The 21,027-nt window shown below is 70.7% G+C and carries 15 protein-coding genes and 1 tRNA gene; 9 read left to right on the top strand and 7 right to left on the bottom strand.

The genetic code is table 11. The annotated features are described in order from the left end of the window. The first annotated feature begins 46 nt into the window (after window positions 1-46). The gene (gene mycP, locus ABD126_RS08045) at window positions 47-1,324 is read left to right on the top strand and encodes a type VII secretion-associated serine protease mycosin (RefSeq protein ID WP_343933031.1); all 1,278 of its coding nucleotides are present in this window, start codon (window positions 47-49) and stop codon (window positions 1,322-1,324) included. Here mycP and ABD126_RS08040 read toward each other — a convergent pair. The 3 genes from ABD126_RS08040 to ABD126_RS08030 all read right to left on the bottom strand — a co-directional run bounded on the left by ABD126_RS08040 (window position 1,307) and on the right by ABD126_RS08030 (window position 3,373). After that, window positions 1,307-1,849, bottom strand: coding sequence for a DUF1062 domain-containing protein (locus ABD126_RS08040; RefSeq protein ID WP_343933029.1), 543 nt, complete (start codon window positions 1,847-1,849; stop codon window positions 1,307-1,309). The genes mycP and ABD126_RS08040 overlap by 18 nt on opposite strands. 880 nt (window positions 1,850-2,729) lie before the next feature. After that, window positions 2,730-3,023 carry a hypothetical protein gene (locus ABD126_RS08035; protein WP_343933027.1) on the bottom strand — a complete coding sequence of 98 codons (294 nt, stop codon included), beginning with the start codon at window positions 3,021-3,023 and terminating at the stop codon, window positions 2,730-2,732. A 17-nt stretch (window positions 3,024-3,040) separates the two neighbouring features. Then, window positions 3,041-3,373, bottom strand: coding sequence for a WXG100 family type VII secretion target (locus ABD126_RS08030; RefSeq protein WP_343933026.1), 333 nt, complete (start codon window positions 3,371-3,373; stop codon window positions 3,041-3,043). 145 nt (window positions 3,374-3,518) lie between these two features. Between ABD126_RS08030 and eccCa the strand changes: the two genes are divergently transcribed. The 3 genes from eccCa to ABD126_RS08015 all read left to right on the top strand — a co-directional run bounded on the left by eccCa (window position 3,519) and on the right by ABD126_RS08015 (window position 9,212). Next, the gene (gene eccCa / locus ABD126_RS08025; RefSeq protein WP_343933025.1) at window positions 3,519-7,469 is read left to right on the top strand and encodes a type VII secretion protein EccCa; all 3,951 of its coding nucleotides are present in this window, start codon (window positions 3,519-3,521) and stop codon (window positions 7,467-7,469) included. 104 nt (window positions 7,470-7,573) lie between these two features. After that, entirely contained in the window at window positions 7,574-8,098 is a 525-nt protein-coding gene (locus ABD126_RS08020) for a hypothetical protein (protein ID WP_343933024.1), read from the top strand. Window positions 8,099-8,108: 10 nt separating this feature from the next. Continuing rightward, entirely contained in the window at window positions 8,109-9,212 is a 1,104-nt protein-coding gene (locus tag ABD126_RS08015; RefSeq protein WP_343933023.1) for a hypothetical protein, read from the top strand. A gap of 34 nt (window positions 9,213-9,246) precedes the next feature. Here ABD126_RS08015 and ABD126_RS08010 read toward each other — a convergent pair whose 3' ends face one another. Next, a complete protein-coding gene (locus tag ABD126_RS08010) occupies window positions 9,247-9,330 on the bottom strand; it encodes a hypothetical protein (protein ID WP_343933615.1) in 84 nt (27 codons plus the stop codon). On the opposite strand from ABD126_RS08010, the gene ABD126_RS08005 reads away from it, so the two are divergent. Next, on the top strand, window positions 9,304-9,477 hold the full coding sequence (locus tag ABD126_RS08005) for a hypothetical protein (RefSeq protein WP_343933638.1): 174 nt from the start codon (window positions 9,304-9,306) through the stop codon (window positions 9,475-9,477). The two genes, ABD126_RS08010 and ABD126_RS08005, sit on opposite strands and share 27 nt — an antisense overlap. A 95-nt stretch (window positions 9,478-9,572) precedes the next feature. Here ABD126_RS08005 and ABD126_RS08000 read toward each other — a convergent pair whose 3' ends face one another. After that, window positions 9,573-9,806, bottom strand: coding sequence for a hypothetical protein (locus tag ABD126_RS08000; protein WP_343933022.1), 234 nt, complete (start codon window positions 9,804-9,806; stop codon window positions 9,573-9,575). Between the two features lie 116 nt (window positions 9,807-9,922). Here ABD126_RS08000 and ABD126_RS07995 point away from each other — a divergent pair, with 116 nt between their 5' ends. Together ABD126_RS07995 and ABD126_RS07990 are read left to right on the top strand one after the other, a co-directional pair. Continuing rightward, window positions 9,923-10,219: a hypothetical protein gene (locus tag ABD126_RS07995; protein WP_343933021.1), complete on the top strand. Its 297-nt coding sequence runs from the start codon at window positions 9,923-9,925 to the stop codon at window positions 10,217-10,219. Between the two features lie 210 nt (window positions 10,220-10,429). After that, window positions 10,430-13,657: a DEAD/DEAH box helicase gene (locus ABD126_RS07990; RefSeq protein ID WP_343933020.1), complete on the top strand. Its 3,228-nt coding sequence runs from the start codon at window positions 10,430-10,432 to the stop codon at window positions 13,655-13,657. 415 nt (window positions 13,658-14,072) lie between these two features. Here ABD126_RS07990 and ABD126_RS07985 read toward each other — a convergent pair. Continuing rightward, window positions 14,073-14,147: transfer RNA gene (locus ABD126_RS07985), tRNA-Arg, on the bottom strand. Between the two features lie 64 nt (window positions 14,148-14,211). Between ABD126_RS07985 and ABD126_RS07980 the strand changes: the two genes are divergently transcribed. Both ABD126_RS07980 and ABD126_RS07975 read left to right on the top strand, forming a co-directional pair. Then, on the top strand, window positions 14,212-15,786 hold the full coding sequence (locus tag ABD126_RS07980; protein WP_343933019.1) for an SDR family oxidoreductase: 1,575 nt from the start codon (window positions 14,212-14,214) through the stop codon (window positions 15,784-15,786). A gap of 42 nt (window positions 15,787-15,828) precedes the next feature. Then, window positions 15,829-16,731 carry a cation diffusion facilitator family transporter gene (locus tag ABD126_RS07975; RefSeq protein ID WP_343933018.1) on the top strand — a complete coding sequence of 301 codons (903 nt, stop codon included), beginning with the start codon at window positions 15,829-15,831 and terminating at the stop codon, window positions 16,729-16,731. A 10-nt stretch (window positions 16,732-16,741) separates the two neighbouring features. Here the strand turns inward: ABD126_RS07975 and ABD126_RS07970 are convergent, their stop codons facing one another. Then, window positions 16,742-21,004 carry a GH92 family glycosyl hydrolase gene (locus tag ABD126_RS07970; RefSeq protein ID WP_343933017.1) on the bottom strand — a complete coding sequence of 1,421 codons (4,263 nt, stop codon included), beginning with the start codon at window positions 21,002-21,004 and terminating at the stop codon, window positions 16,742-16,744. Window positions 21,005-21,027: the final 23 nt, after the last annotated feature.

Genomic DNA, 21,027 nt, shown 5'->3' with positions numbered 1-21,027 from the left:
GGACAGCCGGCGCTCCCGCCGCGCCCCGCGCCCGACCATGGGCGGGATGAGACGACACCGGACCCCCGCGCTCACGGCCGTGCTGGCCGTGGTGGCGCTGCACGTCATCGGCGGCTCCGCGACCGCGGCGCCACCCGCCGGCGCGTGCCACAACGCCGAGCCGGCGCACCAGCGGGTGCGCGAACAGCCGTGGGCGCAACAGGTCCTCGACCCCCGGCGGGTGTGGCCGCGCAGCCGGGGCGCGGGAGTGCTGGTCGCCGTCGTGGACTCCGGCGTCGACTCCGACCACCCCCAGCTGGCCCGTCCCGGCAAGGTGCGGGAGGGCCGCGACTTCGTGCGCGGCGAGCGGTCGGGGGCGTTCGACTGCGTGTCCCACGGCACCGGCGTGGCGGGCGTCATCGCCGCGGACCCGTTGCCGGGCATCGGGTTCCACGGCATCGCGCCGGACGCGGAGATCCTGCCGGTCCGGGTCAGCGAACGCGACGTCGGCGACCGGGGCGAGTCCCTGCGCATCGACCCGCGCGTGCTGGCCGACGGCATCCGGTACGCAGCGGACATGGGCGCGAAGGTCGTGAACCTGTCGTTGGCGGGGTTCGACGACAACGCCGTGGTGCGCGAGGCCGTGGCGTACGCGGTGGGCAAGGACGCCTTGGTGGTCGCCGCCGTCGGCAACGGCCAGCGTGACGAGACGACCGAACTGCCGTCTTTCCCGGCCGGCTACGACGGTGTCCTGGGCGTCGGCGCGGTCGACATCGACGGCGCGCGGTTCACCGGCTCGCAGGTCGGCCCGTACGTGGACCTGGTGGCCCCGGGAAGTCAGGTGGTGGCTCCCACCCGAGTCGATGGACATTCCTATGTGGACGGCACGAGCTTCGCCGTCCCGTTCGTCTCGGCCACCGCCGCGTTGGTCCGCTCCGCGTGGCCGGACTTGACTGCCGCGCAAGTGGCACAACGACTCCTGGCCACGGCGAACCCGGCCCGTGGTGGTCGCGGCAGCTCCGCTTACGGCGCGGGCCTGGTGGACCCGTACCGCGCCGTCACCGACGGCCTGGACCCGGCCCGTCCCGCCGCCCTGCCACCCCACGTGCCCGCGCCCCCAGACCAGGCGGCCCTGGACCAGGCGGCGTGGCTGGCGACCACGGGCGACGCGGCGAGGTTGGGCGCCGCGACCGCCCTGGCCGCCGTGGTGGTCGTGGTCTTGCTGGTGGTGGTCCGCCGGCGGGGCCGGCGCAGGAGGTGGCAACCGGCCTGGGCCGCTCCCCTGCCGGCCCGCCCCGCCGTGGCGGAACCGCCCGAGCAGACCTTCCTAGTGACGAGCGAGTGAGTCGGGGAGCACGAAGAAGCTGAAGTCCGCGCGGACCTTCGCGTCCACCGCCGAGGGCAGCCGGATGCGCCCGGCCCGAACCATCCCGCGCACGGCCGACCGGCTGAGCTTGAGCCCGGCGGTGAGCAGGTTCTCCACCCGAACGGGCGCCGGAACCTCGAACCGGACCAGGACCTCCAACGGCGGCGCGTCCTTCCGTTCGACCTCGTAGAACGGCATGTCGGTGTCAAGCTCCCACGTGCCGGTCCAGTCGAGCCGGTAACCGGGCCCGCCTGCGGGCGCCTCGTGGAGGAGCCGCCGCACCATGGCGGGGTCGTTGTTCTCGTAGGCGACCAGCCGGTCGTGCGCCAACGCCTGCACGTGGATCCGTTCGTGCAACGGGATCTTCGTCGTCCGGTCGCACTTCTCGCAGCCGACCAGCATCCAGACGTCGAGCAACTTGCCGCTGGCGTTGACGCGGAACTTGTCGGTGGGATGGTGCCGCGTGCACCGACACGTCATGCACGTCTTGACGATGGTGGGCAACCGCAACTCCCGAACCACCCACAGGGCCTTGCGATCGACGCTGTGAGCTTCTGAGGGCGCGCGAAATTCAGACATGCTGAGGCGAACTCCAAGGATGCGCAGGAGGACGCGACGGAACACCTCACGTCGCGTTGTGGGAACTGGTGATCGGTCACCGTTCCGCTGGTCGGCACGCTGAGCAGGACAGGCTCTCGTCCCGTCCGCTTCCGTGCTCTCCTTCTCACTGCTGCACGTTCGCCATCTTCTTTGCTTCTCTTCTTCCCGGCAACTTGGTTTTCTTGACGCTTCGCTTCCTTGGACGCGCTTCGCGCTCTCAAGCTTGACGCGCTGCGCGCTCTCAAGATCAAAAGCGCCTCGCCGGCGGGCAGGCCCCCGGGGGTGGGAAGGGCGTCGGTTCGTTCCCCGCACGACCTGCCGGAGGCAACCACCCTTCAGTCTTCTCCGCAACCGGTGAAGCGTGGTTGCGGAGAAGACTGAAGCGCGGTTGGGCTTCGCCCAGGCCGTACGGGGAACGAACCGAGGCCCTTCCTGTGGCTGATAGCCAAAACGGCGGCGCCTTCGGCGCCAAGGGCCAGGCTGGTTCGTCCGCCACCGGCAGTGCGCCCGGCCGCCCCACCCCGGCCTCCACCGCCAGCAACGCGCTCGGTCGCCACCTCGTGCCGCCAGCCCTGCGCGCCCACACCCCTCACCTGGGCGCTCCGCGCGTAGCGCGGCCCTTCTTTGGGCTGTTCAGCCCAAAGAAGGGCCTCGGTCCTTCCCACCCCCGGGGGCCTGCCCGCCGGCGAGGCGCTTTTGATCTTGAGAGCGCGTCAGCGCGTCAGGTCAGAGAGCGCGAAGCGCGTCCAAGCCAGCGCAGCGTCAAGCCAGCGCAGCGAAAAGTCTAAGAAGAGACGGTCCGCCGAGCCTGCTCCAAAGCGTCGCGCATCAACTCCTTGGCGGTATCAGTGGCCCGAGCCTGCTGAAGAACGGCCTGGTCGTGCTGGTCGGCATGCTTGGACCAGATCCCCTGCGTGACGTCCAACTCGGACCCGGCCGCGTCGGTGAAGTACGACCCGACGGCGTCCTGCACGTAGCGGAACTGCTGGGCCGCCGCGTCGATGTTCTGGCTCGCGGTGTTCTGCATCTGGCTCACCGCGCCGGCGATGGTGTCGAAGACCATCCTGATCTCGGTCATGTCCGCTCCCCTCCCGCTCAGCCGTTGATGACCGAGGCGACGCCGTAGCTCACGCCGGCGACCACCTGGTTGCTGTCGGCGTCGACCGACTCGTACAGGTTCGCCACGACGCGCGTGCTGTCGGCCTGCTGCTGCAACATGTTCGTCAGCCGCTGGCTGTCACCCAGCCGCGCCTCCTCCACCGAGGCGAACGCGGTGTGCGACGTGCCGGTCCAGCTGGACCCGGCCAGCTGTGCGTTGTGGTTGCCCAACGCGACGCTGTTGTTGCCGATCTCCTCGGCGTGCGCGCCGGTGTTGTTCGACAGACCGAGCAGGCCCTCGGTCTCGCCGTGGAGAAAGTGTCCGGTCATCGGCACTCCCCTCTCGCTCCAGGTTCCGGGAACCGGATCAGGCCCCGCCACGAAAGCTAGGCAGCCCGCCCCACCGCCGACACCGCGTGACCCGTTCCTGCCACCGCCCCCACGCGCACCCGGCGCCACCCGACCATCCACAACCATGGCGACTGTCGTGGTGAAGAGGCCGGCCCGGGTGCCCGCGCCGGAGATGCCGGCGGGCGAGCTGGTCCTCCAGGCGCCGCCGGAGATCCCGCCCCCACCGGGCCGGCAGTGGCTGCAACTGTTCACCGTCCTGCCGATGGTGGCCATGATGGGCGCGACGATGCTGCTGTTCTCCGGCGGCATGACCGGTCAGATCCGGTTCGTCGTCTACGGCCTGATGGGCGTGGGCATGCTGGGCATGGTCGTCATGGGCCTCCTGCAAGGCGGCGGTCCCAGCAAGCGCGAGATGGGGCACGCGCGGCGCAAGTACCTGCGCCACCTCGCGCAGCACCGCCTGCGCCTGCGCCGGGCCGTACGGCGGCAGCGCACGGTCATGGAGTACCTGCACCCCGACCCGTCCTCCCTCTGGTCGCTGGTCGCGAGCCACCGCCTGTGGGAACGCCGCAAGGACGACCCGGACTTCGGCGTCGCCCGCATCGGCCGGGGCGCGCAGAGCCCGACCACCACGGTCGTCGCGCCGGACACGAAACCGCTGGAAGAGCTGGAACCGTTGTCCGCACTGGCGTTGCGGCGGTTCATCACCACCTACGCGACCGTGGACCGGCTCCCGGTCGCCATCGCGGTCAACGGGTTCAGCCGCGTCCACCTGCGCGGTGACCGCACGGCCGCGACGGGCCTCGCCCGCGCGCTGCTCGCCCAGCTCGCCACCCTCCAGTCGCCGGAGGACCTGCGGATCGCGGTGTGCGCGGACGACGAGCGCCGCCCCGACTGGGAGTGGCTGAAGTGGCTCCCCCACGCGCTGCACCCGGAGCGCACGGACGCCCTCGGCCCGCTGCGGCTGGTCGCGCCGACCGTGCCCGCGCTGGAGTCCCTGTTGGAGGAAGAACTGGCCAAGCGGCCCCGGTTCGACCCCGAGGTGGACGCCCGCTCACCCGGTCCGCACCTGGTCGTCGTGCTGGACGGCGGGTCCGTCGCGGGGTCCGGGCACCTGATGACCGGCGGCGGGGTCGAGGGCGTGACGGTCCTCGACCTGACCACCACCCCGCCGCGCGCGCTCGACCGCACCACCGTCGTGCTGGACGTCGCCGCCGACGGCGAGCTGACCGCCGAGACCACCGACGGCGCGAGCCCGCTCGGTGTCGCCGACGCGTTCGGCCCGCACGCCGCCGAGGGCCTCGCCCGCCAGCTCGCGCCGCTGCGCCTGACCGCGGGCGTGCAGGGCGACGCCCCCATGACGACCGAACTCGGCCTGGCCGACCTGCTGGAACTGGGCGACCCGTACGCGTTCGACCCGGACGACACGTGGGTGACGCGCCCCAACCGCGACCGGCTGCGCGTGAAGTACGGCATCCGCGGCGACGGCACGCCGATCGAACTGGACCTCAAGGAGCCCGCGCAGGACGGCATGGGCCCGCACGGCCTGCTGATCGGCGCGACCGGCTCGGGCAAGTCGGAGCTGCTGCGCACCCTGGTCCTCGCGCTCGCCGTCACCCACCCGCCCAGTTCGCTCAACTTCGCGCTGGTGGACTTCAAGGGCGGCGCGACCTTCACCCGGCTGGACGCGTTGCCGCACACCAGCGCCGTGATCACCAACCTGGCCGACGAGCTGCACCTGGTCGACCGGATGACCGACGCGATCAACGGCGAGCTGATCCGCCGCCAGGAACTGCTGCGCGCGGCGGGCAACTTCTCCTCCCTGCGCGACTACGAGAAGGCGCGTGCGGCCGGCGCGCCCCTCCCCGAGGTGCCCACGCTGCTGGTCATCTGCGACGAGTTCTCCGAGCTGCTGTCCGCCAAGCCGGACTTCATCGACATGTTCGTCCAGATCGGGCGGGTCGGCCGGTCCCTGGGGGTCCACCTCCTCCTCGCGTCGCAACGGTTGGAGGAGGGCCGGTTGCGCGGTCTGGAGACCCACCTGTCCTACCGGATCGGCCTGCGGACGTTCTCCGAGCTGGAGAGCCGCGCGGTGCTGGGCGTGTCGGACGCCTTCCAGTTGCCGCGCGCCCCCGGCCACGGCTTCCTCAAGGTCGGCATGGACCCGATGGAACGGTTCCGCGCCGCCTACGTGTCCGGCGTGCACCAGAAGCACAGCGGCGCGAATCCGCAGGCCACGGCGGCGGAACGCCTGGTGCTGCACGAGTTCACCACCGCCTACGCGGCCCCGGACGTCGCGGTGGAGGAGGCCGCGCCGGAACCCGACCAGGACGCCGTGGGCGAGACCCTGCTGGACATCCTGGTCGACCGCCTGGCCGGCCGGGGCACGCCCGCCCACCAGGTGTGGCTGCCGCCGCTGGACCGGTCGCCCACCCTGGACGCCCTGCTCCCGCCGATCGCGGTCACGCCCGAGCGCGGCCTGACCACCGGCGCCAACGACCTCAAGCCCGTGCTGGGCGTCGTGGACCGGCCGTTCGAGCAACGCCGCGACCCGCTCGTGCTGGACCTCTCCGGCGCGGCCGGGCACGTCCTGGTCCTCGGTGCCCCGCAGGCCGGCAAGAGCACGACCCTGCGCACGCTCATCACCGCGCTGGCCCTCACCCACACCCCGCGCGAAGTCCAGTTCTACTGCCTGGACTTCGGCGGCGGCGCGCTGGCCGCGCTCACCGACCTGCCGCACGTCAGCGGCGTGTCCGGGCGCCTGGCCACCGGCGCGGTCCGCCGCACGGTCGCGGAGGTGGCGACCGTCCTCGCGCACCGCGAGCGCCTGTTCGCCGAGCACGGCATCGACGGCATGGCCACCTACCGCAGGCTGCGCGCCGAGGGCCGGTTCGCCGACCACCCGCACGGCGACGTGTTCCTGGTCATCGACGGCTGGCAGACGCTGCGCGGCGAGTTCGCCGACCTGGAGGAGACCGTGGGCGACATCGCCGCCCGCGGCCTGTCCTACGGCGTGCACGTGGTGGCGAGCGCGGCGAGGTCGTTCGACCTGCGCATGAACATCCGGGACATGTTCGGCAGCAAGCTGGAACTGCGCATCGGCGACCCGATCGACTCGGTCGTGGACCGCCGCGCGGCGATGAGCGTGCCCGCCGACTCGCCGGGCCGCGGCATCTCGATGTCGGCGCACCAGATGCTGATCGCCCTGCCCAGGGTGGACGGCAAGCCCACGTCCCACGACGCCACCGACGCGCTGCGCTCCCTGGTGACGACGATCTCGCAGGCGTGGCCGGGTGACCGCGCCCCGTCAGTCCGCCTGCTCCCCGGCGTCCTGCCGCTGGCCGAACTCCCCGCGGAGGACCGCCTGACCGGCCCGGACGCGGGCCTCGCGGTCGGCATCCACGAGAGGGACCTGTCGCCCCTGCGGCTGGACTTCGCGACCGACCCGCACTTCTTCCTGCTGGCCGACACGCAGTCCGGCAAGACGTCGTTCCTGCGCGTCCTGGCCCGCCGGATCACCGCGGCCCACCCCCCGGACCGGGCGCGGATCATCCTGGTGGACCACCGGCGCGGCCTGCTGGACGAGGTGCCGAAGGAGCACCTGCTCGGCTACGGCACCAACGACAACAACAGCCGCGGCCTGCTCGCCGAGGTGGCGGAGGCCCTGACCCACCGGCTGCCGGGCCCGGACGTGACCGCGGACCAGCTGCGGGCCCGCAACTGGTGGAAGGGCCCGGAGATCTTCGTGCTGGTGGACGACTACGACATGGTCGCCACCCACCAGGAACACCCGTTGATGCCCTTGCTCCCGCTGGTGGCGCAAGGCTCGGACATCGGCCTGCACGTGGTCCTGGCCCGCCGCAGCGGTGGCGCGGGGCGGGGCCTGTTCGAGCCCTTCCTGGCGCGGCTGCGCGAGGTGGGCACGCCGGGCCTGATGATGTCCGGCGACCGCGACGAAGGCCCGCTCCTGGGCGGTATGCGGGCCCAGGTGCTCCCGCCCGGACGCGGCTGGCTGGTGGACCGCCGGGGGCACAAGGGCCTGGTCCAGATCGCTTGGCACCCGCCCCGCGACTGAGCGCCGGCCGGTTCCTGCCGAGCGCCTCTCGCGCCAGGCCGGAAGTGCTTGTCTGGTAGGGGAAAACCCGGATGGAGCGAGCATGTCCGACGAGGAGGGGCAGTATGACCACCGACCGCATCGAGGGTGACACCTCCGCGATGAGCCTGTTCGCGCAACGGCTCACCGCGCCCCCGCTGCCACCGTCCCTGGGACGCCTGGGCGCCCCGCCCAACCTGAGCGGGCTGTTCGAGGGCATCGCGATGTCCGTGCTGGACAAGGCCGCCACGGCCGCCGCGGCGCAGTTCCTGGCCAAGACGACGGAGGAGTTCGCGACGTTCGGCGTGAAGGCCTCAACGGCGGCGGCCACCTACACGGCGGCGGACGTGACGTCCATGGCCGGCCTGGTGAGCGCGGGCGCGGAGTTCGCCCAGAAGGGCATCGAAACCCTGCAACAGCTCTCCGCCACCCACCTGGGCGGCACCCAACCGGAGACCCCCCAGCCCGGCACCCCCCAGCCCGGCACCAGCCAGCCCGGCACCACCCAACCCGCCGCGGGCCAACCCGGCACGGCCCAACCCACCGCCGCCGACCAGCCCGGCAGCGCCGCACCCGCCCAGCCCGCCGCCGCCCCGCGGCCCGCCCCCTGAGGAGCGCCCAGTGGCCGTCCCCTACAACGCGCTGCCCATCGAGGCGCACGTCGCGATGATCACCGCCGAACAGGCCAACGTCCCCGTCCTCGCCGACGCCGCCCGCATGTGGACCGAGGTCCGCACGTGGATCGAGTCCGCCCGGGTCGAGCTGCACACCCGCGCCCAGGACCTCGCGCCCCACTGGACCGACGAGGCGGGCCGGGCGATGGAGGAGAAGTTCCAGCGCTCCGACGCCGAGCTGAAGATGTGGGGCGAGCGCATCGACGCCTCCCGCGTGACCGAGACCCTGACCACCCTGGCCGCCGCGATCCCGGAGACGCTCCAGACCGTCACCGCGCTGTACGAGGGTTACCTGGCCGCCCTCTCCAACCCGTTCACCGCCGGTCTGGCGGTCGCGTTCCAGCAGGCCGCCGGGACGCGCATGACCGCGTTGGGCGGCCAGTTCGACATGTCCATGCTGACCGTTTGCGCGGCGTCGGGCATCAAGTCCCCCGGTGACGTGCTCCCCGAACTCCCCCAGGTCTCCAAGGAGGACCTCGAAGCCGCCACGGCCGTCCTCGGCGCGGCGACGTCGTTGCAGGGCTTGGCGTCCTCGGCCGTGGGTTCCTCCGGATCGTTGCCGGACGTGTCCCTGCCGGAACTGCCGAGCACGGACTTCTCCCTGGCCGGCGTCACCACACCACCCGCGCCGACCGCCCCGACCGGCCTGCCCACCGGCGGCGGGGGCGGCGCGCCGGCCCTGTCCGGTGGACCGCTCCTGGGCGTCCCGGCGACGTCCGCCACCGGTCTCCCCCTGGCCCGCCCGACCGGCAAACGCCCCGAGCCGACCACCACCGGCATCAAGGCCGGCACCGCGTCCGGCACCCCCATGATGCCGCCGATGATGCCCCCGCACGCCGGGCAGCAGAACGGCGCCCTCAAACCGTCCACAAGCGACGGTCGAACCGCCCGGTCCCGCACCACCCGCCGCACGGCGGAGGCCACGGACGGCGTCCCCCAGACCCTGCGCGGCCGGTCCGGCGACACCCCGCCCCCGGCCGCGCCCACGTACTCCGGCCAACCGCTGGACGAGGAGCTGTGGCAACTCATCCGCAACCACGCGTCCCGCTGACCGCAGGAAAGGAGCGCCGAGGCGCTCCTCTTCCTCATGCCAGGGCCAGCACCGCGACCGCGGAAGCCATGTAGATCAGCGGGAACGCCACGTGCCCGTACAACTTCGCCCGCAGCACAGCGACGACCGCCCCGGTGAAGTAGAGGACGAGCCCGACCGCCGCCGCGCCCCCATCGCCGGCACGAACAAGCCCACCACAAGACCGATCGCGCCCAACGCCTTCGCGATCCCCGGCCAGGTCCACCACGAGCGCGGCACGCCGTAGTCGGCGAGTTCACTTGGTCCTTACCTCCTCGACCCCGCCCGTGGCGCGAATGTGACGACTGGGCGGCGTCAACCCTGTGACGCCGCCCACACCCGTCACGCCGCGACCGGCACCTCCTCCGGCACCGCCGCCGGCTTGCGGTCGCGAATCATCACCAGCGACAGCACCGCGCCGGCGAGAGCCCCCACGGCCGCCGCGACGAAGCGCGCCGTACTACACGCCCGCCGAGCTCGCAACATCCCCCACATCCCCGCAACCACCCCCTCGCCAATGATCAAGTATTCCTCTCCACACCGCATCAGCAACTCCCGCACGGCGTCGAAATCCACGACATCCGCCCGCGCGCGTACACCCCACACCCCCGCACCGCAATGATTTTCAATCACCCCTTCAGGCGACCGTCCTCCACAACCACCGTCCGCCGCGCCGAACTAACATCACGCCCATGGACGACCCCGATCCACCCCCCACAGCGAAGGACCACGGCTACGCCACGCACCCCCGCCCGTTAGCCGTCCTGCACGCGCACTCCCTGAACGACATCCGCACCATCGCCCACTTCACGACCAAACACACCCCACCGCCCGACGGCCAGCCACAGGCGTGGAAGGGGATCGTCCTGGAGTTCAGGACCCTCACCCCGATCATCGACCCCGGCGACTACCTCGCCCCAGTGAACGCCCGGACCCGTTGGAGTGAAGTCCTGACTCCGCTGCTCGAATCAAAGCCCGTCACCAACTGACACGCCGGCATCGTCACGCAACGACCTGGCCCGTCCTTCGACGCCCCAGCAGAAGCACCGAAGGACGGGACCCGGGGCAGACCGGTGCGGAGAAGCGTGGCCACACAACTGGACGAAAGCGGTGCCCACGACAGGAGCACCGGAAAGAGCGGCGTCCCGGTGTCTCGACCGGCCCCGGGCACAGCCCGCCGCGGCTGATAGGTTCCCGCCGTGCGGGTGACCAGCTTCCAGATCCATCTGGAGGAAATCGAGAACGCGGTCGGCAGCACCACCTTCAGCAGGGGACTCGACTACGCGCTTCGCGGCGCGGTGCTCAGCACGTCCTACGACCACGCCGAGGCAGCGCTGCATGGAACGGTGCGCGGGCGTGGGGATGTCTATGAGACGTCCGCGTATTTCGACATGGTCGATGACGTTGTCGCCGAGTTCGCTCATGGTGAGTGCACCTGCCCTGTGGGGCTCAACTGCAAACACGTGGTGGCGGTGCTGGTCGCGGCCAGGCGGCGCGCGCCGAGCAGTCGCAAGACGCCGGAACCCACTTGGGACCGGTCTTTTCAGGAGTTGCTCGGCACCGGGCAGGATGTCGGCGCGGCCACGCCGTTGGCGGTCGAGTTGACGTTGGCGCAGGGCAGGTACGGCGGACCGGCCACCGCCGTGCACGCTCGGATCGTGCGGCAGGGCAAGACCGGATGGGTCCGGAGTGGGCTGAGCTGGAACCGGCTCGGCCGGTACCACGTCAGCGGATACCGCGCGGTGCACGTGGAGTTGCTGCGCGAGTTGTGCGCGCTGCACATGGCGGGCGCTGGAGCCGACCACAACTCCTACTACGACGCCACGACCATCGACCTCGCGTCGATCGAGTCGGCCAAGCTCTGGGCTTTGCTGGACGAGGCGCGGGAGATCGGCCTGCGGCTGGTGCACGGGCGGAAGGCGTGGGGGGAGTTGGCCGTTCCCGGTCTCGCGCGGATCGCGCTGGACGTCACCGCCGAGGGGGCGGCGCACGTGGTGGGCCCGGTGCTCGACGTGGACGGGGTGTCGGCGGAGGTCGAGCCGATCCGATTCGTCGGCTCCGGCGGCCACGGCCTGGTCTACGTGGACCGAGCCGAGCGGGAAAGCGACGCCGACCACCGCATCCGGCGCTTCCGGTTGGCCAGGTTCGCCAAGCCCGTCCCACGCGAACTGCAACGGCTGGTGCTGGAGAAGCAACGGCTCGTCGTTCCCGAGTCCGGACGAACCCGGTTCCGGGACGAGTTCTACCCGCGATTGCGCCACCTCGCCCCCGTGACCTCCTCCGACGGCGCCTTCACACCGCCGGAGATCTCCGGACCGACCCTGGTCGTGCGGACCGAGTTCGGCCCGGGGCACGCTCTCGACGTCGGCTGGGAGTGGTCGTACGAGATCGGCGAGTCCCGGCTGCGCGTGCCGCTGGACGCGCCAGAGGCGGAGGGCGGGTACCGGGACCTCGACGCGGAGCGTGCCACGCTGGCGTCGGTCGAGCAGTTCGAACCGGGACCGGGCCGGGTGAGCTTGGCCGGCGTCGACACGATGCGGTTCGTCACCCAGGTGCTGCCGCTGCTCACGGGGCAACCGGGGGTGCTGATCGAGACCAGCGGCGTGCCGGTCGACTACCGGGAGGCGAGCGACGCGGTGTCGATCGGCGTGTCCGTGACCGAACTGGCCGGGGAAACGGACTGGTTCGACCTCGGCGTCACGATCAGCGTCGAGGGCACGCGGATTCCCTTCGCCGAAGTCTTCTCCGCGCTGAGCCTGGGCCGATCACACGTCCTGCTCGCCAACGGCACGTACTTCTCCCTGGACAAACCCGAACTGCGCACGCTGGCCAGGCTGATCGAGGAAGCGCGCGCTCTCCAGGACGCGCCGGGCACCGAGCTGCGTCTCAGCCGTTTCCAAGTCGGTCTGTGGGCGGAACTGGCCGAGCTGGGCGTGGTGGAACACCAGGCACAGGTGTGGCAGCGCCAGGTCGAGGGGCTGCTGTCCGGCGACGCCCCGCGCGCGGTCGAGGTGCCGACGTCCCTCGACGCCCGGCTGCGCCCGTACCAGGTGGACGGTTTCGGCTGGCTCGCCTTCCTGTGGGAAGCCGGACTGGGCGGAATCCTCGCCGACGACATGGGACTGGGCAAGACGATCCAGTCGCTTGCGCTGATCTGCCACGCGAAAACCGAGGCTCCCGACGGGCCGCCGTTCCTCATCGTCGCGCCCACGAGCGTCCTGTCGAACTGGGCCGCCGAGTCCGCGCGGTTCGCGCCCGGGCTCGACGTCGTCGTGGTGCCGGAGACCTCCCGGCGACGCGGTCAGCCGCTGCACGAGGTCATCGTGAACGCGGACGTGGTGGTCACCTCGTACGCCGTGTTCCGGATCGACTTCGACGAATACTCGACGGCTTCTTGGTCGGGGTTGGTGCTGGACGAGGCCCAGTTCGCCAAGAACCACCAGTCGAAGATCCACCAGTGCGCGCGCCTGCTGCCCGCCCGGGTCAAGCTGGCGATCACCGGCACGCCGATGGAGAACAACCTGATGGACCTGTGGTCGCTGCTGGCGATCACCGCGCCGGGGCTGTTCCCCAGCCCGACCAAGTTCCGCGAGTACTACGCCCTGCCGATCGAGAAGCACGGCGACACCGAGCGCCTGGCCCAGCTCCGGCGGCGGATCAAACCCCTGGTGAAGCGGCGCACCAAGGAACAGGTGGTCGCCGACCTGCCCGCGAAGCAGGAACAGGTGCTGGAGGTGGAACTGCACCCCCGTCACCGGAAGATCTACCAGGCGCAGTTGCAGCGTGAACGGCAGAAGGTGCTCGGCCTGATCGACGACATGAACCGGAACAGGTTCACCATCCTGCAGTCACTCACCCTGCTGCGGCAGCTCAGCCTGCACGCGGCCCTGGTGGACGAGACGCACCACGACGTGCCGTGCGCCAAGGTCGACGCGTTGACCGAACAGCTCCACGACGTCATCGCCGGCGGGCACCGGGCCTTGGTGTTCAGCCAGTTCACGGGATTCCTGGACAAGGTGCGCACCGCGCTCGACGCGGCCGGCGTCGAGCACTGCCACCTGGACGGCAAGACCCGCGACCGGGCCGCGGTGCTCAAGCGGTTCAAGGAAGGGAAGGCACCCGTCTTCCTGATCAGCCTCAAAGCGGGCGGGTTCGGGCTCAACCTGACCGAGGCGGACTACTGCTTCCTGCTCGACCCGTGGTGGAACCCGGCAACCGAAGCACAGGCCGTGGACCGGACTCATCGCATCGGCCAGACCCGCAACGTGATGGTGTACCGCCTCGTCGCCAAGGACACCATCGAGGAGAAGGTGACGGCCCTCAAGACGAAGAAGGCCGAACTGTTCACCAGCGTCATGGACGACGGCAACGCCTTCGGCACCAACCTCGACGCGGACGACATCCAGGACCTGTTCGCTCTGTCGTGATCACGATCGTCCAACGAGGGGCTCGCTGAGCACCTACACACGGCTGCGCACCGTCAGCCATCCGTTCCTGGACGAGACTCATGTCACCGGAGCCCGTACGGATGTTCGACGAAGCCGCCATGTGCCTCCTGACCATCCCGAACAGAACCAGCCGCCCTCGCGCCGAACGACTGGCTCGATGGCCGACATGGCCGAGACCCTGATCCCCTGCGCGAGCGAATCGACGGTTTTGTAACCGGCACACCGTCACCTGCCGCATCACCCTGACCGGCACCACCATCACGCCGCCGGCAACGCAGCCCACAACGCCGTCGTCATCACACTGGAACAGCCACGGCGGCGGCGTGACCAGCAGAAACAAAGAAAAGGGACCAGGGGTCGTCCGCAGCGGGTGACGAACCTGGTCCCATCCTCGTGGTGCCCCCGGCAGGATTCGAACCTGCGCACCCGCCTCCGGAGGGCGGTGCTCTATCCCCTGAGCTACGGGGGCCGTAGCTACGGGAGAAGCTTAGCAGGGGTTTGGGGGTGGGTTCGCACCCCCTACCCTCCGGGGCGTGGAGCGAGTCGTTGAGCGGTTCGTGGAGCGGGGTGACCTGCGGGTTCGGGTTGTTGAGGGTGGGGTGTCGGGTGGGGTTGTCCTGTTGCTCGTGCATGGGTATCCCGATCACGCCGGCGTTTGGGACGGGGTGGCCGCTCGGCTTCAGCGGCGGTTCTGGGTGGTTCGGGTTGATGTTCGGGGGGCCGGTGGGTCGGGGGCGCCGCGTGGGCGGGGTGGGTATCGGGTTGAGGAGGTCGTTGAAGACCTGGTGGCGGTGGGGCGCGGGTACTCCGGGGTTCATCTCGTCGGGCACGACTGGGGGGCCGTGATCGGGTGGGCTGCCGTGGCTCGGTATCCCGAGGTGTTCCGGTCGTTCGTCTCGATCTCCGGGCCTGATCTGGGGCATGTTCGGGACTGGGTTCGCCGGAACTGGTGGCGGCGGCCGGCTCGGGTGGTGGGGACGTTGGCCCGGTCCTGGTACATCGCGGGGTTGCTGGTGCCGGGGGTCGCCGAGGGGGTGTGGCGGGTTGTCGGGCGATGGGTCGGGGGCCGGCGCGAGCTGGTCAACGGGTTGGAGTTGTACCGGGCGAACCTGGGGGCGGGGGCCGAGGCCCGGAGGGTGCGCGTGCCGGTTCACCAGGTCGAGCTGGTGAAGGACCCGTTCGTCGGGCCCGGGCACCTTGAGGCCGCCGATCGGTGGACGGATGAGCTGTCGCGGTCTCGGCTGGTCGCGGGGCACTGGGCGCCCCGGACGCATCCCGAGCAGGTCGCGCGGGCGATCGAGGACTTCGTGGAAGGGCGGCGGTCGAAGGAGGTCGTGGTCGTCACCGGGGGCGGCAGTGGGATCGGGCGGGCCACCGCCCTGCGGTTCGCTCGGGATGGCGCGTTCGTCGTGGTGCTGGACGTCGACCTCGAAGGGGCGGAGCGGACGGCCGCGGAGGTCGGCGGGTTCGGGTATCGGCTGGACGTGGCCGATGGTGCGGCCACGCACGCCCTTGCGCGGGAGATTGTCCAACGACACGGGGTGCCGGACGTGGTCATGGCCAACGCCGGGATCGCGGTCGCAGGGCCGTTCCTGGACACGTCCGAGGAGGACTGGCGGCGGGTCGTGGACGTGAACCTGTGGGGTGTCGTGCACACGTTGCGGGCGTTCACGCCCTACCTCGTCGAGCGCGGGCAAGGCGGGAACCTCGTGGTCACGGCCTCGGCCGCCGGGTACTTCCCCATGGCCACCCTCCCGGCCTACTCGACCACCAAAGCGGCCGTGCTGATGCTGGCCCAGTGCCTGGACGCCGAACTGCGCGAGCACCGCATCCGCGTGAGCGCCATCTGCCCCGGAGTGGTGGACACGAACATCGCGGCGACCACCCGGTTCGCCGGCGCGGACGACGCCGAGCAGGAGCGGAAGAGGAAGAAGGCGGCGAGGGTCTACCGGTTGCGCGGGTACACCGCGGACCGGGTGGCCGACGAGGTCGTGCGGGCGGTCCGGGCGGGGCGGGTGGTGGTCCCGGTCACGCCGGAGGCCAGGTTCGTGCAGGTCGCGAACCGGATCGCGCCGTCGCTGGTCCGGCTGCTGGGAAGGTTCACCTGAGTCCGGTTGCACTCATGCGCATGTGACTATATGTTCCGAAGCATGGGTCACGGTCACGGCCATGGGTCAGCGAGCGCGCAGCACCTCGGGAAGCTGTGGGTCGCGTTCGGCATCGGCGCGGCGTTCATGCTGGTCGAGTTCGTCGTCGGGTTCGCCACGCAATCGCTTGCGGTCATCTCCGACGCCGCGCACATGCTCACCGACGTCCTCGGCGTCGGCATGGCGCTCACCGCGATCCTGCTCGCCCGCCGCGCGAGAGCCGCGGGCAGCCGCACGTTCGGCATGTACCGGGCCGAAGTGCTGGCGGCGCTGGCCAACGCCGTGCTGCTGTTCGGGGTCGCCGGTTATGTGGTCTTCGAGGCCGTCGGACGGTTCGGCGACCCGCCCGAGGTGCCCGGCCTGCCCGTGATGCTGGTGGCGGTGGGCGGGTTGCTGGCCAACTTCGTCTCGTTCCTCCTGCTGCGCGACGGCGCCAAGGACAGCATCAACGTCCGCGGGGCCTACCTGGAGGTGCTGGCCGACCTCATCGGCTCGGTCGGCGTGCTCATCAGCGGCGCGGTCACGCTGCTCTTCGGTTGGCGTTACGCCGACCCGATCATGGGTGTCGCGATCGGCCTGTTCGTCCTCCCTCGCACCTGGAAGCTCGCGGCGAGCGCGCTGCGGATCCTGTTCCAGCACGCCCCCGAGCGGGTCGACGTCGCCGCCATGCAGGCCGACCTGAACGAGCTGCCCGGGGTCGAGGAAGCGCACGACCTGCACGTCTGGACGCTCACCTCGGGCATGGAAGTCGCCTCCGCGCACCTCACGACGTGCCGCGACGCCGACCCGGCGCAGGTGCTCGCGGCGGCCCAGACGCTGCTGGCCGACCGGTACCACATCGAGCACGCCACGCTCCAGGTCGAACCAGGAGACTCCGCGCGGCGCTGCCGCGAAATCTCCTGGTGACCGCCACTCCTCAGAACGCCGAGCACTGGCCGGACTTCGGCCCCCGCACGTCGTTGACCCACCCGTTGTCCACCGGCGGCGGGCTGCTCGTCCCGCAGGACAGCGGCCCGCTGACGGTGTTGCCCGCGACCACCGTGCCGCCGCGGTTGCCCGCCAGGTTGACCGGCCCGCCGACCGCGGCCCGCTCCAGCGACACCTCGCCGGACGCGCCGGTCACCGTCACCGGCCCGCCCACCGAGGTCTCCACCAGCACCACGGCCGCCGCGCCGGCCGCCGACACGGGACCCTGCAACCGCGCGCCGAACGCGTACAGCGACGCGCCCTCGGCCACGGTCACCGGCCCGGTCACCGACCCGCCGTCCACGCACACCACGCCCTCGACCCGCAACGGCCCGGCGTGCTCACCGGTGATGGTGGACGTGCAGGTGACGAACGGTTTGGCGAGCAGCTCGACCTCCGCCACCGCCACCGTGCCCGGGAACTCCAGCCGGTAGAACTGGTAGTGCCCGGCGCGGGCGATCTTGAACGCGCGGGTCTGCTGCCGGTGCGCGAACGTCACGCCGGAACGCTCGTCCACCGTGGACCAGTTCTTGCCGTCGTACGAGCCCTTCAGCACCCACGACGACGGGTCACCGGACCCCTTGCCCGACGTCAGCGTGTAGAACTCGGCCTTCTCCTTCTTGTCCTCCAGGTCCACCTGCAACCAGGACAGGCTGCCGGACGTCTGGGACGTGTTGTCCAGCACCGAGGCCGGAGCGCCCGTGACGACCGACGCGGAAGTCACGTCCCGCAGCGGCTTGGGCGGCTCGTTCCCGCTGGTCAGCGACGGCGGCGCGGCGTCCGCACCGGTGGCCCAGGACGAAGGCGCGGGGCCCATCTCGAAGTCCAGCGTGCCGCCGGACGCGATGGCGGAGTGCGGCAGGTACGCCTTGTCCCACGCCTTCCCGTTCACCTTCAACGACTGCACGTAGATGTCGCGCGCGCTGTTGTTCGGCGCGTTCACCACCAGGGTGGAGCCGTTCTCCAGGCGCACGGTCGCCTTCTTGAACAGCGGCGACCCGATCGCGTACGTCGAGTTGCCCATCTGCAACGGGTAGAAGCCCAGCGCGCTGAACAGCCACCACGCCGACTGCTCGCCGTTGTCCTCGTCACCGGGGTAGCCCTGCCCGATGTCGCTGCCGATGTAGAGCCGCGACAGGATCTCGCGCACCTTCTCCTGCGTCTTCCACGGCTGCCCGGCGTAGTCGTACATGTAGGTGATGTGGTGCGACACCTGGTTGCTGTGCCCCAACTGCCCCATCCGCACGTCCCGCGCCTCGGTCATCTCGTGGATGACACCGCCGTAGGAACCGGGGAACTTCGCGGTCTCGGGCGTCGCGAAGAACTCGTCCAGCTTCGACGCCAGCCCTTCGCGACCGCCGTACAGGTTCGCCAGGCCCTGACCGTCGTGCGGCACCGAGAACGCCATGTTCCAGCCGTCGGTCTCGGTGTAGTCGTGGCCCCACTCGCGCGGGTCGTAGTGCTCGGGCGACTCGCGCCACGTGCCGTCGGGGTTGCGGCCCTGGAAGAACTTCGTGCCCGGGTCGAACATGTGGATGTAGTTCTGGGCCCGGTTGGCGAAGTACTCGCTCTGCGCCAGGTATTCGGGGTCCCCGGTCTGCTTGTGCAGCTCGCGCGCCATGTTCGCGATGCCGTAGTCGTTGACGTAACCCTCGATCGCCCACGACATGCCCTCGCCGGTGGCGGTGGAGGTGTAGCCGGTGAAGATCGAGGTGTCCAGACCCTTGCGGCCCACGCCCGCGTTGGGCGGCGCGACGGTCGCGTTCTTCACCGCCGCCTCGAACGCCGCCTTGACGTCGAAGTCCTTGACGCCCTTGACGTACGCGTCCGCGAAGGCCACGTCGGAGCTGGTGCCGGTCATCAGGTTGGCGTAGCCGGGCGAGGACCAGCGGGAGATCCAGCCGCCGTCGCGGTACTGCTGCACGAAACCGTCGGCCAGCTCGCCCGCCCTCTTCGGCGTGAAGAACGTGTAGGCGGGCCAGGTCGTGCGGTAGGTGTCCCAGAACCCGTTGTTGACGTAGATCTTGCCGTCCACGACCTTCGCGCCGGTCTGGGTGGGCGTGGACGGGCCGGCGGGCTGCACCGGCGAGGCGTACCGGTACTTCGGGTTCTCGGCGGTGCCGACGTTCTCGTGGCCCGAGTTCGGGTACAGGTAGAGCCGGTAGAGGTTGGAGTACAGGGTGGTGAGCTGGTCCTCGGTGGCGCCCTCGACCTCGATCATGCCGAGCACCTCGTCCCACGCCTGCTGGGCGCGGTCGCGCACCGACTCGAAGGTGTCCGAAGTGGACACTTCCAGTTCGAGGTTGCGGCGCGCCTGGTCGACGCTGAGCAGCGAGGTGGCGATGCGCAGTTCGACGGTCTTGTCCGAGGAGGTGTCGAACTGGAGGTAGCCCGCCACGTTGTCCCGGCCGACACCGGTCAGGCGACCGCTCGCGGTCACCGGCCGGTTCACCTTGCCGTAGACGAACAGGCGCGTGGCGCCGGTGGACAGGCCGCTCTTGACATCCGAGAAGCCGGTCACCACGCCGGAAGCCGCGTCCAGGGTCAGGCCGCCGCTGTTGTTGACGTTGTCGAACACCAGGTTCGACGTGTCGCCGGTGAAGGTGAACCGGAACACGGCGGCGTGGTCGGTCGGCGCGATCTCGGTGCGCATGCCGTTCTCGAACTTCACGCCGTAGTAGTGCGCCTGCGCGGTCTCGTTCTCGTGCCGGAACGGCAGCGCCCGCATCGCGCGGTCGGCGGTGGGCGTGCCGGTGGACGGCATGACCTGGAACGTCTGCCGGTCGCCCATCCACGGGCTGGGCTCGTGGCTCGCCGTGAACGCCTGCAACGTCGGCAGGTTGTCCCGGTTGTTGGCCTTGGCGTACTCGTAGAGCCAGCTGATCGAGCCCGCGTTGGTCATCGGGGACCAGAAGTTGAACCCGTGCGGCACGGCGGTGGCCGGGAAGTTGTTGCCGCGCGAGAAGCTGCCGCTGGAGTTGGTGCCGCGGGTGGTCAGGACGTGGTCGGACGGGCGCGGCTTGGCGACCGTCGCCGGCGCGGACTTCACCGCGATGTCGTCGATCCAGCCGTTGAAGGAGGCCGGTCCCTTCGGGTTGTCGTAGGCGACGAGGACGCGCTTGATCGTCTTGCCCGCCGCGACCTTCCCGATCACCGACGCGACCCGGTTCCACTGGTTGGTGTAGAGCGACTTCGCCGCGCCCTGGCCGCGCGGGGACAGCTCGAACCCGTGCTGGTCGCGCGCCCCGAGGTCGGACAGGTAGGTGCCGTCGGAGAACGCGAGGTCGATGGCGACGTGCGTGCTCGGGTAGTTCAGGTCGTCGGTGATGAACGACGGGAACACCAGGTAGGACAGCTCGGTCGTGTCGGTGACCGGGATGTCCGCCTCGAAGACCTTGTTGTAGGAGTAGCCGCGCTCGGCGGCGACGTGGGTGCCCTGGTAGCGCAGGGCCCTCAGGCCGGTGAAGCCCGCGCCGGCCTTCGCGTTGTAGCCGCCGTTGGCGCCCTTGCCGACGGTGGTGCGCATGTTCTGCGCGGGCGGGGTGGTGGAGCCGTCGGAGAACTGGACCTCGGCGAGCTGGATCAGGCCGACGCCGCCCTGGTTGGCGCTGATGTCGAGCTGGTAGAGGCGGAACGCCTCGGCGTTGGAGGTGTCGTAGGTCTTGGTCTGGAAGCGCTCGGTGAACGCCTCGCCGGCGCGCGTGTCGAGCGTGGTCCACGTCGAGCCGTCGTTGGACCCGCGCAGCGTCCAGTCCTTCGGGTCGCGCTCGGGGGCGTCGTTGGCGGAGGTCAGCGCGTACCGCTTGACCGCCACCGGTTCCGGGAAGGTGAACCGGACCCAGCCGGTGCGGGTGAAGGTCAGCCACTTGGACGCGGTGTTGCCGTCGACCAGGTTCTCCTTGACCTCACCGGCTTCCGCGTACTCGGAGTTGGCCGCGACGTCGGTGATCCGGTCGGTGACGTTGCCGGGGATGCCGGTCGAGTCGGACCCGTTGACGCCCGCGGTCCTCGGGGTCCCGTCGGGACCGGTCTCCACGGTGCTGGCCCACTTCGGCTGCGGCTGCCCGTCCTCGAACGACGTGGCGAACAGGGTCTCGCTCACGGCTGGCTCCCCCGGTGCGGCGGTCGCTGGCGACCAGCCTCCCACGGACCCCGCGGCCAGCGCAGCGGTCATCAGGATGACCAGGGATCTCCGACTTCGCATGTGCCTCATCGCGCACGCCTCTCGCCTTGACT

It is taken from the genome of Saccharothrix mutabilis subsp. mutabilis (assembly GCF_039521145.1).
Taxonomy (GTDB): Bacteria; Actinomycetota; Actinomycetes; order Mycobacteriales; family Pseudonocardiaceae; genus Actinosynnema; species Actinosynnema mutabilis.
Note: the sequence above shows the minus strand (reverse complement) of the source record. Positions and strands in the feature narration are given on the sequence as shown.